Annotated in this window: 15 protein-coding genes; 6 read left to right on the top strand and 9 right to left on the bottom strand. The window is 71.2% G+C overall.

Annotated elements, in window-relative coordinates; all coding sequences use genetic code 11:
• Nucleotides 1–54 precede the first annotated feature (54 nt).
• Together ACGFZS_RS06500 and ACGFZS_RS06495 are read right to left on the bottom strand one after the other, a co-directional pair.
• Nucleotides 55–3114: an NACHT domain-containing protein gene (locus ACGFZS_RS06500; RefSeq protein ID WP_393794148.1), complete on the bottom strand. Its 3060-nt coding sequence runs from the start codon at nt 3112–3114 to the stop codon at nt 55–57.
• Nucleotides 3115–3161: 47 nt separating this feature from the next.
• On the bottom strand, nt 3162–3764 hold the full coding sequence (locus tag ACGFZS_RS06495) for an HAD family acid phosphatase (RefSeq protein ID WP_393794147.1): 603 nt from the start codon (nt 3762–3764) through the stop codon (nt 3162–3164).
• A gap of 456 nt (nt 3765–4220) precedes the next feature.
• Between ACGFZS_RS06495 and ACGFZS_RS06490 the strand changes: the two genes are divergently transcribed.
• Nucleotides 4221–4772, top strand: coding sequence for a M23 family metallopeptidase (locus ACGFZS_RS06490; RefSeq protein ID WP_393547270.1), 552 nt, complete (start codon nt 4221–4223; stop codon nt 4770–4772).
• On the opposite strand, the gene ACGFZS_RS06485 is transcribed toward ACGFZS_RS06490, so the two are convergent.
• Entirely contained in the window at nt 4769–5368 is a 600-nt protein-coding gene (locus ACGFZS_RS06485; protein ID WP_393794146.1) for a TetR/AcrR family transcriptional regulator, read from the bottom strand. The two genes, ACGFZS_RS06490 and ACGFZS_RS06485, sit on opposite strands and share 4 nt — an antisense overlap.
• A gap of 147 nt (nt 5369–5515) precedes the next feature.
• On the opposite strand from ACGFZS_RS06485, the gene ACGFZS_RS06480 reads away from it, so the two are divergent.
• The 4 genes from ACGFZS_RS06480 (at nt 5516) to ACGFZS_RS06465 (ending at nt 8979) form a co-directional block, all read left to right on the top strand.
• Nucleotides 5516–7126 (top strand): MDR family MFS transporter, encoded by a 1611-nt coding sequence (locus ACGFZS_RS06480; protein ID WP_393794145.1) that lies wholly within the window; start codon nt 5516–5518, stop codon nt 7124–7126.
• Nucleotides 7127–7217: 91 nt separating this feature from the next.
• Entirely contained in the window at nt 7218–7691 is a 474-nt protein-coding gene (locus ACGFZS_RS06475) for a helix-turn-helix transcriptional regulator (protein WP_393794859.1), read from the top strand.
• Nucleotides 7688–8119: a VOC family protein gene (locus tag ACGFZS_RS06470; RefSeq protein ID WP_393660029.1), complete on the top strand. Its 432-nt coding sequence runs from the start codon at nt 7688–7690 to the stop codon at nt 8117–8119. Before ACGFZS_RS06475 ends, ACGFZS_RS06470 begins: the two co-directional genes overlap by 4 nt.
• Nucleotides 8120–8121: 2 nt before the next feature.
• On the top strand, nt 8122–8979 hold the full coding sequence (locus ACGFZS_RS06465) for a class I SAM-dependent methyltransferase (protein WP_393794144.1): 858 nt from the start codon (nt 8122–8124) through the stop codon (nt 8977–8979).
• Between the two features lie 336 nt (nt 8980–9315).
• On the opposite strand, the gene cseC is transcribed toward ACGFZS_RS06465, so the two are convergent.
• The 5 genes from cseC to ACGFZS_RS06440 form a co-directional block, all read right to left on the bottom strand.
• Nucleotides 9316–10671 (bottom strand): two-component system sensor histidine kinase CseC, encoded by a 1356-nt coding sequence (gene cseC, locus ACGFZS_RS06460; protein WP_359225491.1) that lies wholly within the window; start codon nt 10669–10671, stop codon nt 9316–9318.
• Between the two features lie 11 nt (nt 10672–10682).
• Nucleotides 10683–11387: a two-component system response regulator CseB gene (gene cseB, locus ACGFZS_RS06455; RefSeq protein ID WP_355722164.1), complete on the bottom strand. Its 705-nt coding sequence runs from the start codon at nt 11385–11387 to the stop codon at nt 10683–10685.
• 56 nt (nt 11388–11443) lie between these two features.
• Complete coding sequence (locus tag ACGFZS_RS06450) at nt 11444–12112, bottom strand: hypothetical protein (protein ID WP_393794143.1); 669 nt, start codon at nt 12110–12112, stop codon at nt 11444–11446.
• Complete coding sequence (locus tag ACGFZS_RS06445; protein WP_217559609.1) at nt 12100–12639, bottom strand: SigE family RNA polymerase sigma factor; 540 nt, start codon at nt 12637–12639, stop codon at nt 12100–12102. Before ACGFZS_RS06445 ends, ACGFZS_RS06450 begins: the two co-directional genes overlap by 13 nt.
• A 267-nt stretch (nt 12640–12906) precedes the next feature.
• Nucleotides 12907–13782, bottom strand: a complete 876-nt coding sequence (locus ACGFZS_RS06440; RefSeq protein WP_355722159.1) for an A/G-specific adenine glycosylase — start codon at nt 13780–13782, stop codon at nt 12907–12909.
• A gap of 192 nt (nt 13783–13974) precedes the next feature.
• Here ACGFZS_RS06440 and ACGFZS_RS06435 point away from each other — a divergent pair, with 192 nt between their 5' ends.
• Nucleotides 13975–14823 carry a hypothetical protein gene (locus ACGFZS_RS06435; protein WP_393794142.1) on the top strand — a complete coding sequence of 283 codons (849 nt, stop codon included), beginning with the start codon at nt 13975–13977 and terminating at the stop codon, nt 14821–14823.
• Between the two features lie 91 nt (nt 14824–14914).
• Here the strand turns inward: ACGFZS_RS06435 and disA are convergent, their stop codons facing one another.
• Complete coding sequence (gene disA, locus ACGFZS_RS06430; protein WP_393660023.1) at nt 14915–16039, bottom strand: DNA integrity scanning diadenylate cyclase DisA; 1125 nt, start codon at nt 16037–16039, stop codon at nt 14915–14917.
• Nucleotides 16040–16046: the final 7 nt, after the last annotated feature.

The following is a 16046-nucleotide window of genomic DNA, read 5'->3' as shown; positions in this document are numbered from 1 at the left end:
GGTTCGCCGAGTGAGGGGCCGGTGCTTTTCGGAGCACCGGCCCCTTCGCGTTGCTCAGATGTGGTTCATGATGACGGTGGCGTTCGGGAAGAGGGCCGTATAGCGGTCGACGGCGAGGTTCCTGTAGGCGGCGCAGGTCAGGGTCACCTGACGAAGGCCCGGCAGCCGGGAAGCCAGCCCGGAAAGATCCTCGTGGCCGTTGAGTACGGAGACGGCGAGCGCCTCGATCCCCGGCAACTCGGGCATGGTCTCGGCGGACTCGGGGAAGTCGGTGACGATCCGCACGTCCAGGGAGACGTGTGTCAGCTCGGGAAGCTCGGCCAGGGACTGCCAGTCGTCGGCTGTCAGCGGGGTCAGGACCGAGTAGAGGACGAGTTGCCGGAGACTCGTCCAGTGCCGCAGGCCGCGCAGCCCTGTGTGCGTGGTGCTGCCGCTGCCCAGGAGCAGGGATCCCAGCGGGGCATCGAGGGGCAGGAGGTCGGTGAGACTCTCGGCCGGGATTTCCTGCTGCAGATACAGATGCTCAAGGGTGCGCAGCGAACCGAGACCGGTCAGATCCGGGATTCCCGCACAGTTGAGATAGGTGAGAGGAAGTTCCGCGAGGTCGGCGAGGCCGCGCGCGGCCGGGCAGTCGAACAACGTCAGGTTGTTGAGGGAGCTGAACGGCAGGAGTGCGCTCAGGTCCCGGAGCAGAGGGTTGTCCCGCACCTGCAGGCCGGTCACCGCCTCGGGGGCCGGTACCGCGAGGTGGATCTCCTCGCCCCGGCGTTCACCGCGGAGGTCCAGGCTCTCCCAGTGCCGCATCCGGGCCAGCGCCGTCAACTGCTCGGTCGAGTCGCAGGTCAGGAAGAGCTGTTCGCGGTCCAGGTGGTCCAGCACCTCCCTGGCGTACTCCTCGGTCTCGAAACGACCCCATGTGCCGACGAGCTGGCGTCGCACATCCAGGTCCGCGTGCTCCCGGAATCTCCGCAGCACCCCCAGTGCCCCCGTCGGCTCCTCCTCGCCCAGCACCGACGCCGTGACCGTGACTCCCAGCGCCTCCGCGTCGCTCAGCCCCTCCGGCCCCGGCAGCAGCTCCAGCACCAGGGGGCCCGCCTCCGCCAGGAGCTTCGCGTCCTCGTTCGTACGCGGCGGTATCAGCGCCGCCGCCCGTTGCTCCACCTCCGCCCGCACCCCCGGATCCAACGCTGTCGCGTGCTCCAGGCAGGCCAGTGCCAGCAGGGTCAGCCGAGGGGTGTCGTGGGTCAGCAGCCGGCGGAGCAGCGAGGCGCGTTCGCGGGACCGGGCGTGGGCCACGGCCATGCGGATCACGTCCTCCCACTGGGCGTCGGCCGCGTGGCTCGCGAGGACGTCCAGGTGGCCCTCCTCCACCGCGCACCGCGCGCCCAGGTAGTCCTGGAAGGTGCGGTGGACGAAGTCCAGCACACCGTCGGCCGGTTGGCGGACCAGGCCGCTGCGCAGCAGCAGGGTACGGAGGACGGTGGGGGCGTCCGCCTGCCTTCCCGGCAGCGCGAGCGCCGGCAGGCAGCGCTCCACGATCCCCTCGGCCGTCTCCACCTCCGTCTCCGTGCGACCGCTCAGCACCAGCGCGTAGGCAAGGCGTTGGAGGAGTTCCAGCTGGGCGTCCTCGCTCAGCTCGACCTCGTCCACCGCCCCCATGCCCCGCTCCCGGTCCCGGCGGGTCAGCAGCATCGCGAGGGCGGCGTCGTACAACTCCTTGCGGCCGGTGGGGAGGTAGCCCCGGCGTTCGCGGTGCAGGGCGCAGATCAGGCCGCACATCAGGGGGTTGGTGGCGAGGCGGGCCAGGTCGCGTTTGGTGCGGAGGGAGTCGAGGAGGGGGCCCTTGAACTGCGGGGCCTGGGCCGCCGCGTGCCAGCGGTCCACGAAGGTCGTGACGTCCGTGCGGCGCATGGGGGCCAGCGTCAGTTCGCGGAAGCCCTCGGCGGTGAGCCAGTCGGGGCGTACGGCGGTGGGGCGGGAGGTCAGCATCCAGCGGTTGCCCGGGAACGCGCGGATCAGGGCGAGCAGCCAGTCGCGGGTGCGCCGGCGGTCGGCCGCCGGGATCTCGTCCAGGCCGTCGACCAGGACCAGGCCCCGGCCGGCCGTCAGGACGCGTTCCGTCCAGCCCTCGGGGGGTGTGAGCGGGCAGCCGACGGCGGTCAGGAAGGCGGGCGGGGCGGGCAGCGCGCCCGCGCGTATCAGGGTGCGCAGGGGGAGCACGTACGGGATGCGGTCGCCGGTGCGCGCGGTGGTCACCGCGAGCCACTGGACGAGGGTGGTCTTGCCGGAACCCGCGTCGCCGCGCAGCAGCACGCGGTCGTGGCCGCGCATGGCCTCCTCGGCCGGCAGCTGGAGGGTGACGGGCGCGAGGTGGTCGGCCTCCGGCCGGTCGCCGGGCTTCTCGGCGGTCGTCGCCTCCAGGCTCAGATAGGCCACTTCGAGGGGCCAGCGGTCCGGGGAGTCGCGCAGGTCGATGCCGTAGATGGTGATGTGGTTGTGGTGTTCGGCGATGTACGGGAGGTAGCGGCGCTCGAAGGCGGTGTCGCGGGCGTCGGGGCGGGGCGCGCGGGCGATCAACTCGTCGATCCTGGCGATCAGTTCGGCCTGGGAGCGGGTCTGCTCGACGAGGGTGCGGGCTACGAAGGTGGAGCGGCGGGTGAAGAACTCCAGGATCTGGAGGCAGGACCACTCCGTGGCGGAGTCGAGGAAGAGGACGGAGTCGGCGGAGAGGTAGAGGCCGGCGAGGGGGCCGTTGTCCGCCAGCCGCCCGGCCAGTTCCTTGTGCCCCAGTCGTACGGCCTGTACGTCGTCCATCTCCAGGTCGCCGAGGGCGAGGAGCCGCGCGGTAAGGGCGTCGGTGACGGCCGTCTGCTCGTCGGGCGGGAACGGGGGTTCGCCGGGGGAGGTCATCGCCTCCGCGACCAGCCGGCCGGCGAGGCGGGCGACCTCCTTCTCGCCGAGGGCGCGCTTCTCGCCCCTGAACGACACCAGGCTCTTCAGCCGCACCGGCCGGTCCACCAGGCCCGCGCCCGGGCCGTCCGCCACGAACAGCTTCTTCAGCAGCGGGCCCATCAGGCTCGACGCCAGCTTGCCGCCCAGTACCGTCGGCTCCATCCGCCCACCCCCGTGATTCGCGCGAACGGATGGAGCCTAGCGGGGGGCTAGGACAGCTGGCCGTCGTAGTCCGGCAGCTTGAACGTCTTGTCGGCGTGGCCGCCCGAGAGGTCGGTGGCGCTGTTGCCGATGTTGGCGATGATGTCGTAGCCCTTGTTCTCGATGTCGACGCGCTGGGCGGTCTTGTAGGCGGCGACGTCCTTGAAGAGGTCGAGGAGACCGCGGACGTAGAGGCCGGAGACCTGGTAGCCGTCGTGTTCGAGGTTGTACTCGGTGGGGAGGTAGATGATCCCCGGGCGGGCCGTGACGAAGAACAGGGAGACGCCGTGCTCCTGGGCGTACTTGGCGACGTTCAGGACCGGCTTGTTGGCCGGCTGGGGCCAGCTGAAGCCGAAGTCGGTCTCCAGCGTGGTGTTGTCGATGTCGAAGACGATCGCCTGCTTCTCGCCCGGCTTCGCGGCGGCGATCCGGCTCTTCAGGTAGGGCAGGGCCTGGTCCATCACGGACTGGCAGTCCTGCTGCCAGGTGGCGTAGTCGACCGTGCCGGAGCTGCTCTCCGTCGCTGCCTGGGCCGGGGCGGCCATCCCGGCGAGCGCGGCCACGGAGACGGCGGTGGCGGATATGCGGCGGGCCCAGGTGCCTGTGGTCATCGGTGTGGGGTGTCCTCTCACGTCTGTGCGGCTGCCTGTGTTGTGTCAGGGGCATGGTGAGTGGGGCAGGTGGCGCGAGGGGAACCGTAGGGTTACCGATGGGTAGGTAGCCAGAGGTGTGCGTCACAAATCGGCGGGCGCGGAGCGCGGGAGCCGGTGACATACCGCACGGGCGAAATGTCCGTTACTAGCGTGGATAGTGCGAGCTTTCGCCGTTTTGCGAGCGCTTTACCCGCGCGATGCCGCGTGAGGCGCCGGTGCCGGGTCGGGCCTGTCCGGTCCTGGGGGTTCTGTCAAGAAAGGGTCAATTATTGCCCCAGGTACTAGGTGGTGTCGTAGATGAGGGGGTTTGGGCGTCGGCCGGTTTCCGGGTTACCAAGAGATGCCCCGTTCGGCGGCTGCCGGTGTGAGCCGGTGCCGGAGGGGGGTCCCTGCTGTCTACCCCACGAGGTTCCGATGTCCCTGCGCGCCGCTCTCCGTACCCCTCGCACGTCCTCGCTCCGCAAGCGGGCCGCCGTTCTGGCCGCCGGTGTCGGAGTCGCGGCCGTGGTGGGGTCGGGTGTCGCGTCGGCCGCCACCCCCGGTGCCGCCGCCTGGGTCGACCCGGTGAAGAAGTACACGCTCTCGGCGACCTTCAACCAGGCCGGCGGCATGTGGGCCGCCAAGCACAGCGGCCAGGACTTCGCCGTGCCGAGCGGTACCGACGTGGTCGCCGCGCACGGCGGCACGGTCGTCAAGGCCGGCGGCAACGGCGCCGGCGACGGTCCCGCGTACGGCAACGCCGTCGTCATCAAGCACGGCAACGGCCAGTACTCGCAGTACGCGCACCTGTCCCGCATCGACGTCAGGATCGGGCAGATCGTCAAGACCGGCCAGCACATAGCCCGGTCCGGCAACACCGGCAACTCCTCCGGCCCGCACCTGCACTTCGAGATCCGTACGACCCCGAACTACGGCTCCGCGATCAACCCCGTCGCGTTCCTGCGCGCCAAGGGCGTGATCGTCTAAGCGGGGTTGGCGGAACCCCGGTGGGCCTGGGTCACCAGGTCCAGGGCGACTTCGAGGACGGCTTCCTGCTTCTCCTTGGGGTCGCCTTCGAGGTCCTGCATCACGAACATGCCGGCGTGCAGCGTGAACATCGCGCTGATGCAGCGGACCTGGTCGGTCAGCGGGGCGTCCGGGTCGATGAAGATGCTCCGCAGGCCGCGCATCCGGTCCTTGAACGTGTCGCCGATCCGCAGTTCGCGGACCGTCGCCTGGTTCTCCTGCATGAACCGGAACAGCGGCCCGGCCTCGGAGAGCGCCTGGCTGTAGCGCCGTACGATCTCCAGCTTGATCTCCAGGGTGTGCGGCTGGTCCGCGCCCCACTCGATCAGGTCCTGGATCGGCTGTGTCAGGTCCTCGAAGACGCTGACCAGGATCTCTTCCTTGGTCTTGAAGTGGTAGTACAGGGCCGCCTTGGTCACGTCGAGGCGCTCGGCGATCTCCCGCAGGGAGGTCTTCTCGTAGCCCTGCTCGGCGAAGAGTTCGAGCGCCACGTCCTGGATGCGCTGGCGGGTGTTCCCGCGGCGCTGCTGCTTGGTGCCGTCCATGGTGACGCTCATCCTCTTACTCCTCGCACTCCCGCGAAACTTGCTTGCCGCCCGGCTAGTAAACTTACTTGACGCCCGGCTAGTGACGGGTCTAGCTTCCCAGTGTAGTGAACTAGCCGGGCGACAAGTAAGTACCTGTCGCCGGGGGGAGTGGGAGAGATGGCGGACACCCAGGCGGCCGGTACCGGCCAGGAGACTCCGGGGACACCCGGGGCACCGGAAGCGGCCGAGCAGCCGCAGAAGGAGCCGAAGAGCGTACGGGTCGTGATGCTCGCGCTCATGGTCGCGATGATGCTCGCGATGCTCGACAACATGATCGTGGGTACGGCGATGCCGACGATCGTGGGTGAACTGGGCGGCCTCGAACACCTGTCGTGGGTCGTGACCGCCTATACCCTCGCCACTGCGGCGTCCACCCCGCTCTGGGGCAAGCTCGGTGACATGTACGGGCGCAAGGGCGCCTTCATGACCTCCATCGTCATCTTCCTGGTTGGTTCCGCGCTCAGCGGCATGGCCCAGGACATGGGCCAGCTGATCGGGTTCCGGGCCGTCCAGGGCCTCGGCGCCGGTGGCCTGATGGTCGGCGTCATGGCGATCATCGGCGACCTCGTGCCGCCCCGCGAGCGCGGCAAGTACCAGGGCATGATGGCCGGCGTCATGGCGCTCGCCATGATCGGCGGCCCGCTGGTCGGCGGCACCATCACCGACAACTGGGGCTGGCGCTGGGCCTTCTACATCAACCTGCCGCTCGGCGTGGTCGCGCTGGCCGCCATCAGCGCCGTACTGCACCTGCCCAGGAAGCGGAACAAGGCGCGCATCGACTACCTGGGCGCCGGCCTGCTGACCCTCGGCATCACCTCCATCGTGCTGGTCACCACCTGGGGCGGCTCCGAGTACGCCTGGACGTCCGCGCGGATCATGGAACTGATCGCCATCGGCGTCGTCTCCCTGGTCGGGTTCGTCTTCTGGCAGACCAAGGCCGCCGAGCCGATCGTGCCGCTGCACATCTTCCGCAGCCGCAACTTCACCCTGATGTCGATCATCGGCTTCATCGTGGGCTTCGTGATGTTCGGCGCCACCCTGTTCCTGCCGCTCTACCAGCAGTCCGTGCAGGGCGCGTCCGCGACCAACTCCGGTCTGCTGCTGCTCCCGATGCTCGGCGCGATGCTGGTCACCTCGATGGTCGCCGGGCGGGTCACCACCAGCAGCGGCCGCTACAAGATCTTCCCGATCGCCGGCGGTGTGCTGCTGACCGTCGGGCTCTACCTGCTGTCCACCATGGACACCGACACCTCCCGGTTCACCTCCGGGGTGTACATGGCCGTCGTCGGTCTCGGCATGGGCTGCCTGATGCAGATCACCATGCTGGTCGCGCAGAACAGCGTGGAGATGAAGGACATGGGCGTCGCGTCCTCCTCCACCACCCTGTTCCGGACGCTCGGCTCCTCCTTCGGTGTGGCCATCATGGGCGCGATCTTCAACAACCGGGTCCAGGACGTCATGGCCCAGCGGGCCGGTTCGCTGGGCTCCAAGATCACGGAGCAGTCGGCGCAGCTGGACGCGAAGAGCCTGGCGAAGCTGCCGGCCGCGGCGCGCGAGGCGTACCAGCACGCGGTGTCGGCCGGCACGCACTCGGCGTTCCTGCTCGGTGCCGTGATCGCGGTGGCGGTGCTGGTGGCGGCGGTCTTCGTGAAGGAGGTGCCGCTCAAGGGCGGGCAGTCCGCGTCCTCCGAGGAGGCGGCGCCGATGCCGGTGGTCGAAGCGGTCTGACGACCCCCCTCGGCGAACGCCGGACGGCTGGATCCCCAGCCGTCCGGCGTTGTTGTCAGTGCCCCGTGTCACCATCGGCCGTGTGGACAGAATGCGGCAGCTGCGGCGGGCCAAGGACGCCATGGACCGGGACTGGGCCGACCCCGCCCTGGACCTGGACGCGGTCGCCGCGCACGCCGGGTACTCGCGGTACCACTTCCTGCGCGTCTTCAAGGAGGCGTACGGCGAGACGCCCGGCCAGTACCTGACGCACCGCAGGATCGAGCGGGCCGAGGAACTGCTCCGCGCCGCCGACCTCGGCGTCACCGAGATCTGCCATCTGGTCGGCTTCAGCAGCCTGGGCACCTTCTCCGCGACGTTCAAGGCACGGACGGGGCTCAGCCCCACCGAGTACCGGGCCGAGCATGTCGGCGGCGGCGCCTCCCTCATCCCCGGCTGCTACGCCCTGCTCTGGGCCGGAGGGTTCCCGCGCAGGAGCGCAATTTCCGAGAAGCGCGCCGAGCGCCCCGCTGCCTACCGTGACGGACAGGAACAGCAACCGTCCGGCAGGAGTACCGAGCCATGATCCAGGGTCTGGCCATCACCACCGTGTGGACCTTCGACCAGCAGCGCACCAAGGCCTTCTTCACCGAGAAACTCGGCTTCGAGGTGCGCGACGACATCGCCATGGGGGACATGCGGTGGGTCACCGTCGGCGCCAAGGGCCAGCCCGGCGTCGAACTCGCCCTGATGCGCCTGGACGGGCCGGGCCTCGACCCCGAGTCCGCCGCGGCGCTGCGCAAGCTGGTCGCCAAGGGGGTCATGGGGGCCGGCGCGTTCCGCACCGACGACTGCCGGGGGGACTACGAGACCTTCAGCGCGCGCGGTGTCGAGTTCGTCCAGGAGCCCAAGGAACGGCCGTACGGCATCGAGGCGATCTTCCGTGACGACAACGGCAACTGGTACTCGCTGACCCAGCGCAGCGAGGAGCTCGACCTCTCCAAGGAGTTCTGAGCATGACCACGGAGACCGGGCCCGACCACACCGCCGTGCGCACCGCGCTGTGGCGTGCGCTGCATCTGCGGGCCGACGCGCCGCCGTACGTCATCGAGGACGAGGTCGGGCTCCGGCTCGCCGGGCCCGCCGCCGGGGACGACTGGCGGGCGCGGCCGGACATGGACGCCGAGGCGACCCGGCGGACCCGGGCGTCGATCGTGGCCCGGGCCCGTTTCGTCGAGGACCTGGTGGTGGCGGAGGCCGGGCGCGGGGTGGGCCAGTACGTCGTCCTCGGCGCCGGGCTCGACACCTTCGCGCAGCGCCGGGCCGACGACATCGCCGCGACCGGGCTGCGGGTGTTCGAGGCCGACCGGGCCGGAGCCGTGGCGTGGAAACGGCGGCGGCTGACCGAACTGGGGTACGGCGTGCCCGAGTGGCTGCGGCTGGTGCCGGTGGACTTCGAGGGGGACTGGTGGGGGCAGCTGACGGCCGCCGGGTTCGATCCGGGGCGGCCGGCCGTGGTCGCCTCCGCCGGGGTCACCATGTACCTCACCGAGGACGCCCTCACCGCCACCCTCCGGCACATCGCCCGGCTCGCCCCCGGATCGACGCTGGTCACGACCTTCCTCCGGCCCGTCGAGGACGTCGAGCCGGACCAGCGGGAGCAGCTGCGCGTGGCCCAACGGGGCGCCCGGGCCTCCGGCACCCCCTTCCTGAGCTTCTACGCGCCCGCGCGGATCGCGGACCTCGCCATGGCGGCCGGCTTCCGCGACACCCGGCACGTACCCGCCGAGGAACTCGCGCGACGCTACTTCGCGACCCGGGCCGACGACCTGCGCCCCTCGCGGGGCGAGGAGCTGCTGGTGGCCACGACGTGAGTCGCCGCGGTCGGCCCGGTCTGGAGCCTGGTGGTCGGTCGGGCCTGGGGCGCTGCGGTCGGCCCGGTCTGGGGTCCCGTGGGCGGTCCCGCCTGAGTCGTCGCTGCGGTCGGCCCGCTCGGAGCCCCCGTGGTCGGCCCGGCCTGGATCGCGGCGGTCGGCCCTGAGCCGTGAGCGGTCGGTTTGCTCGCGCGGTGGGCAAGCCGTCGAAGCGCGAACCGGCCGCGCGCGCGGCGTCCCGGCTGGGCAAGCCTCAACGCTGCGGCCAGAGTCTCGGCGTCCCGGCTGCGTAAACCTCGGCGGCGCGGTCAGAGCCTCAGCGCCGTAGCCCGAGCCTCAGCGGCCCGCCTGGGCCGGGCCCGGGAGCATCGGGTAGCTGCCGGTGGCGGTCGGGGCGTGTTCCGGGAGCCAGAGGACGGCCACCGCGCCCTCGGAGGGGATGTGTTCGGGGGCGCCGACCGGGCGCACGTTGCGGAAGGTGAGGCGGGCGCCGAGGACGCGGGCCTGGCCGGCGGCGATGGTGAGGCCGAGGCCGTGGCCCTGGCCGGCGCGGTCCTCGCTGCCGGTGCGGAAGCGGCTCGGGCCGTCGGCGAGGAGTTTCTCCGGGAAGCCGGGGCCGTGGTCGCGGACCCGGATGACCCGCCCCTCGACGGTCACCTCGATGGGCGGCCTGCCGTGCCGGGCCGCGTTGGCCAGCAGGTTGAACAGCACCCGTTCCAGGCGGCGCGGATCGGTGGTGACCTCCGACTCGTGCACCACCCGCACCTCGATCCGCGGATCCTTCGCGGCCACCCGCCGGGACACGAACTCGCCCAGCATGATGTCCTGCAGCTCGGCCCGCTCGGAGGCGCTGTCGAGCCGGGCCACCTCCAGGACGTCCTCGACGAGCGTGCGCATCGCCTTCGCCCGGTCCAGGACCAGTTCGGTCGGGCGGCCGGGCGGGAGGAGTTCGGCCGCCGTGAGCAGCCCGGTCACCGGCGTCCGCAGCTCGTGCGCGATGTCGGCCGTCACCCGCCGCTCCGCCTCCAGCCGCTGCTGCAACGCGTCCGCCATGGCGTCCACCGCGCGGGCCAGGTCGTCGGTCTCGTCCCGGACCACCCCGCCGATCGCCTCGCGCACCCGGACGTCCGGCTCGCCCTGCGCGACCTGGTTGGCCGCGGCCGCCGCCTTGCGCAGCCGCCCCGAGAGCTGCCCGCCGATCAGCACCCCGAGCGCGCTGCCGCCGAGGACGACGGCGATGGAGCCGATGACGAGGGCCTGGTCGAGGTCCTTCAGCACATTGCTGCTGCGGTTCGCGAAGGTGCTGTGCAGGGACAGCACCCGCCCGTCCTTGGCCTGCACCGCCGCCCAGATGTCCGGTGCCCCGTGTCCGCGGTCGATGACGTCGGTCGCCCGGCGGCCCGCGTCGACCCGCTCGCGCAGGGCCGGCGGCAGCATCGGGTCGTCGATCTTGACGTCGGGGAAGTTCGCCCTGCCGTACAGCTCGTAGTTGCGCTGGCCGAGCTGGAGCCGGTCGTTGGCCAGCTCGCGCGCGTTGTCCAGCATCGAGACCCGGGCGGCGTTGTGCACCACCAGGCTCAGCGCGATCGCGACCAGCGCGCCGACCAGCGCGATCGCCGCGCTCAGCTTCCAGCGGAGCCCGGTGCGCAGCCCCGGACCCCGGTATCGGATGGATCTGGTGAACCCCCGCATGACCGCCCCGTTCAGGCCTTCAACTTGTAGCCGAAACCGCGGACCGTCTCGATCCGGTCCTGGCCGATCTTGGTGCGCAGCCGCTGCACATGGACGTCGACGACCCGGGTGTCCCCGCCCCAGCCGTAGTCCCAGACGCGTTCGAGCAGCTTGTCGCGGGAGAGCACGGTCCCCGGCGCCGACGAGAACTCCAGGAGCAGCCGCATCTCGGTCGGGGTGAGCGCGACGGTCTGTCCGGCCCGGCGCACCTCCATGCCCTCGGTGTCGATCTCCAGGTCGCCGAAGGCGAGGATGCCGCCGGAGACCGGAGCCGCGTCCTCGTGCGGCCGGTCGGCGCCGCTCGCGTGGCCGAAGCGGCGCAGCACCGCCCGGATCCGGGCGACCAGCACGGCTCCGTCGAACGGCTTGGTGACGTAGTCGTCGGCGCCCGCCTCCAGGCCCAGCACCACGTCGATCGAGTCGGCCCGCGCGGACAGCATGATCACCGGCACGGTGGACTCGTCGCGGATGCGCCGGCACAGGCTCACCCCGTCCAGGCCCGGCACCATCACGTCCAGCAGGGCGATGTCGGGCCGGTCGCTGCGGAACGCGTCGAGGCCCGACAGCCCGTCGGGCATGGCGGTGACCGCGAAGCCGTCCCGCTCCAGGGCGAGCTGGGTGGCCTCGCGGATGACATCGTCGTCCTCGACGAACAGGACGTGGGTCTGGTCTGCCATCCCGGATCTCTCGGTAGTCGGTGGGGGTGGGGACAGGGGCGGGGTGGGGAGTGGGGTCAGTCGGCCGGGGAGGGGACCGGTGTGGCCTCGCCGCCGCCCGCCGCGTTGCCGTAGTCGGTGTGGTGGAAGTCCTCCTGGACGAAGCGCCCGGAGGCCCAGTTGTAGGTGATCACGTTCTCACCGGACGGGCTCGACACCGGGTCGCCCTTCTCGTACACCTGCTTGGTCACGCTCAGATCGCCCTTGTCGATCTCCGCGTAGACCGGGGACTCCTCGGCCTTGAAGACATTCTTGTACGCGCCGCTCTCCTTGCGGTACACATACGCCCCCACCCCGACCGCGTCCCCGCAGGTCAGCACGTTGACGACGACGTCCTCGACGGGGCCGCCGGTCAGATCGCCGTAGGTCACGTCGACCGGGTACTCGTCGCCCGCGCACGGGGTGAGGTCGCGCTTCACCGTGGCCGAGACCGCCGGGTCGGCCTTCACCAGCGCGACCGCGTCGACCTTCTCGTAGGTCTGGGACGGGCTGGGCGAGGGTGCGGCGGCGGCCGGGGCGTTCCCGGCCGAGTCGTCGTGCGCCGGGCCCTCGTCCCGGGCTCCGGTGCCGCCGGTGCCGCAGGCGGCGGCGAAAAGGGCGAGGGCGGCGAGCACGGCCGTCGCCGTGATCACCGCCTGTGCACTCGCCGGGCCCCGGCTGGGCCCTGTGCCGGTCAGGCCGCGCAACGCTCCCGCTCCTCACGCTCCAGCGCGCGTGCGTCGAGGTCGCGGGACTCCAGCTCCTCGCGGAGCCGGGCGAGCGCCCGGTGCAGCGTGCTCTTGACCGTTCCGGCCGACATGCCGAGGGCGGCGGCCGTCTCCTCCGTGGACATCTGCTCCCAGTGTCGCAGCACCACGACACTGCGCTGCTTCGGAGCCAGAACCTTCATGATGTCCATAAGGAGCGCGCGGTCCGCGTGCTGCTCGGTGGAGTCCTCCACGCAGGCATCGGGCAGCTGCTCGGTCGGGACCTCCTCCAGCTTCCGGGCCCGCCACCACTCGGTGCGCGTGTTGATCATGACCCGGCGGAGGTAGGCGTCCGCGAGCTTCTTGTCCTCGATGGTCTCCCAGCGGCCGTACGTCCGGACCAGCGCGGTCTGGAGCAGGTCCTGGGCGTCCGTCGGGTCCGGGACGAGCCGGCGGGCGCTGCGCAGCAGCGCGTCCTGCCGAGTGCGGACGTACTCCTCGAATTCGAGCACCTCGCCCTGCGCCATGATCAACCGCCTCCCGATCCCCGTTTTCCCCGGCCCTGTGCCTGAGTCCCTGCCGTCCCGCGGTCCTGGCGGGCACAGAAACGAAGCTACGGACCTGTTGTCACGGGCCTGTGCGGAGCAGCCTGCGGGTAGCAATCGGCTGTCCGTCGGTTGTGTAACGGAAGTAGGTCCGGGGTAAACGGGCACAGGTGTATGCCCGGTAATGACGCGATTTGCCGCACGGTCGGGGCCGTAACAGAGGCCCTTCCGCTGTGATGTGGCTGTACGTCAGCTCAGCGGAAGCCGGTACAGGCCGCCCGTGAGCGGCTCCACCAGCCCGTCCGAGACCAGCCCGTCCAGCGCGCGGGCCCGTTGCACCGGCTCGTGCCAGACCCGGTCGAGCGTCGTCTGCGGCACGGGGGTGTGCGCCTCGCGCAGCACGGCGAGCAGCTTGCCGCGCACCTGCCGGTCGGTCCCCGCGTACGTCTGCCCGCGCCGGGGCGGACCCTCGTGCTCCGGCTTTCCGGCCAGCAGCCAGGCGCACTCGCCGGCGATCGGGCACTGTCGGCACGTCTCGTTCTTCGCCGTGCACACCAGTGCGCCCAGCTCCATGGAGGCGGCGGCCCAGCGGGCGGCGGTCCGCTCGTCCTCGGGCAGCAGCTCGCGGGCGAGCCGGCGCTCGGCGGCGGTGGTCGCGTTCGGCGGGTACTGCACCCCGGTCACGGCCCGCGCGAAGACCCGCCGCACGTTCGTGTCCAGCACGGCGTGCCGCTGACCGTAGGCGAAGGAGGCGACGGCAGCCGCCGTGTACTCCCCGATGCCGGGCAGGGCGAGCAGCTGCGCGTGATCCGTCGGTACGTCGCCGCCGTGCCGTTCCGTTATGGCGACGGCGGCGCCGTGCAGCCGCAGGGCGCGCCGCGGATAGCCGAGCCGGCCCCAGGCGCGGACCGCCTCACCGGGGGCCTCCGCGGCGAGGTCGGCGGGGCGCGGCCAGCGGGCGAGCCACTGCTCGTAGACGGGCAGCACGCGGCTCACCGGCGTCTGCTGCAACATGAACTCGCTGACCATCACACCCCACGGGCCCGCCTCCGGGCGGCGCCAGGGGAGGTCGCGGGCGTGGGCGTCGAACCAGGCGATCACGGGGGTGTGCAGCTTCTCAGTCATGGCCCTTCCGATCCTGCCACGTCCGGCGGCGGGTGGGGTGGACGTGGTCCGCGGCGGGGCGGGTGGTTGACGTCCCCGGTGGTGAAGGCGGGCCGGGCCGAGGGGAGTTGCCGGAATGATGATCCGGAAAAGTTGAGGTTTGGGCGGCGGGTGGGGCGTGGAACTGCTCGGATCTCTCGTACAGTTTGGGCCGTGGGATCTCTGCGCAATCCGGTCGGGCCGCTTCCCTCCTCCATCTACTGGCGACGGAGGGTCGCCATGCTGTCGACGCTCGCCGTCCTGGCGCTGCTGATCGCATGGATCGTGATGTCGGGCGGCGGGGGCGGCAAGAAGAACGCCGACGGCTCGGACGGCAAGAACCCCGTGTCCACGATCACGCCGGGGCCCTCCGGCAGCGGGCCGGCCATCAGCCAGGCACCCGGCGGACGGGACGACTCCAGCGGCGGCGGTTCGGGAAGCAGCACCGGTTCGAGCCCCGGCTCCGGTTCCACGGACGGGAGTTCGGCCGGTTCGAGCGGCGACTCCTCGTCGGGTTCCGCCGGTTCCTCCGGCTCCTCCGGTTCCTCGTCCGGTTCGGGCGGCGACGTGACCTCGGGTTCCGGCGGTACGGTCGCCTCCCTGCCGGGGACGTCCACCCTCCCCAACTGCACGGCCGCTGCCGTGACGTTGAGCCTGAAGAGCCTGCGCAACTCCTACTCGCCGGAGCAGACGCCGACCTTCGAACTCACGGCGAAGAGCACCTCGTCCAGCGACTGCAAGATCGACCTCGGCCCGAAGAACGCGGTCCTCACGATCACGGCCGCCAGCGCCGACGACACCTACTGGTCGTCGGCCGACTGCCCGAAGACGGCGGCGAGCCGCTGGTACCGCGTGCCCGCCGCCAGCAGCATCACCTACACCCTCACGTGGGACCGCAAGCCCAGCGCCCCCCAGTGCGCCACCCCGCCGGCCGGCTCGGCCGGCACGGGAACATACCTCTTGCAGGCAGAGGCCCCGGGCTTCACAAAGGCACAGGCTTCCTTCGTACTGGCGGCTGATTAGCGCCCCTTCAGGGGCGCGGGGAACTGCGCGAGCAACCCCCACCCACCCGCAGCCGCCGTACAACCGCACCCCGCCGAGCTACTGGGCGAACTCAGACATACCGCTCAAGAATCGAAGACTCCGCCAGCCGGGACAGCCCCTCACGCACACTCCGCGCCCGAGCCTCCCCGACCCCGTCCACCGTCTGCAGGTCATCCACGCTGGCAGCGAGCAGCTTCTGCAGCCCCCCGAAATGCTCCACCAGCCGGTCGATGATCGCCCCGGGCAGCCGCGGCACCTTCGCCAGCAGCCGGAACCCGCGCGGCGACACCGCCGAGTCCAGCGCCTCCGGCGAACCGGTGTACCCCAACGCCCGCGCCACCGTCGGCAGTTCCAGCAACTCCGCATGGCTCAGCGCGTCCAGCTCGGCGAGCGCCTCGTCGACCGTGCGGGACCGCTTCGCCGTCGGCTCGGGCACATAGTCCCGGACCACCAGCTCCCGCTCGGGCTCGACCCCGGCGATCAGTTCGTCCAGCTGGAGCGCGAGAAGCCGCCCGTCGGTGCCCAGTTCGACCACGTACTCGGCGATCTCCGTGGCGATCCGCCGGACCATCTCCAGCCGCTGCGCGACGGCCGACACGTCGCGGACCGTCACCAGGTCCTCGATCTCCAGCGCCGACAGCGTTCCCGCGACCTCGTCCAGGCGGAGCTTGTACCGCTCCAGCGTCGCCAGCGCCTGGTTCGCGCGGGACAGGATCGCCGCCGAGTCCTCCAGGACCCGGCGCTGACCGTCGACGTAGAGCGCGATCAGCCGCATCGACTGGGAGACCGAGACCACCGGGAAGCCGACCTGCTTGGAGATCCGGTCGGCCGTGCGGTGCCGGGTGCCGGTCTCCTCCGTCGGGATCGTGGCGTCCGGTACGAACTGGACGCCGGCCCGGAGGATCTTCGACTGGTCGGTGGAGACCACGATGCCGCCGTCGAGCTTGCACAGCTCCCGCAGCCGGGTCGCCGTGAACTCGACGTCCAGCACGAAACCGCCCGTGCACATCGTCTCGACCGACTTGTCGAAGCCGAGGACGATGAGCCCGCCGGTGTTGCCGCGGAGGACCCGCTCCAGGCCGTCCCGCATGGACGTGCCCGGAGCCACAGCGCTCAGCGAGGCGCGCATCAGGCCATCGGAACCGGCACTCCCACCGGACTTTCCGGGAGCCGCTGCCCGGTCGTTGGCTGCCACTGCACTC

Origin of the sequence: Streptomyces sp. NPDC048288 (assembly GCF_043201555.1) — a bacterium.
Lineage (GTDB): Bacteria > Actinomycetota > Actinomycetes > Streptomycetales > Streptomycetaceae > Streptomyces.
This window is presented reverse-complemented; position numbering and strand designations above follow the sequence as displayed.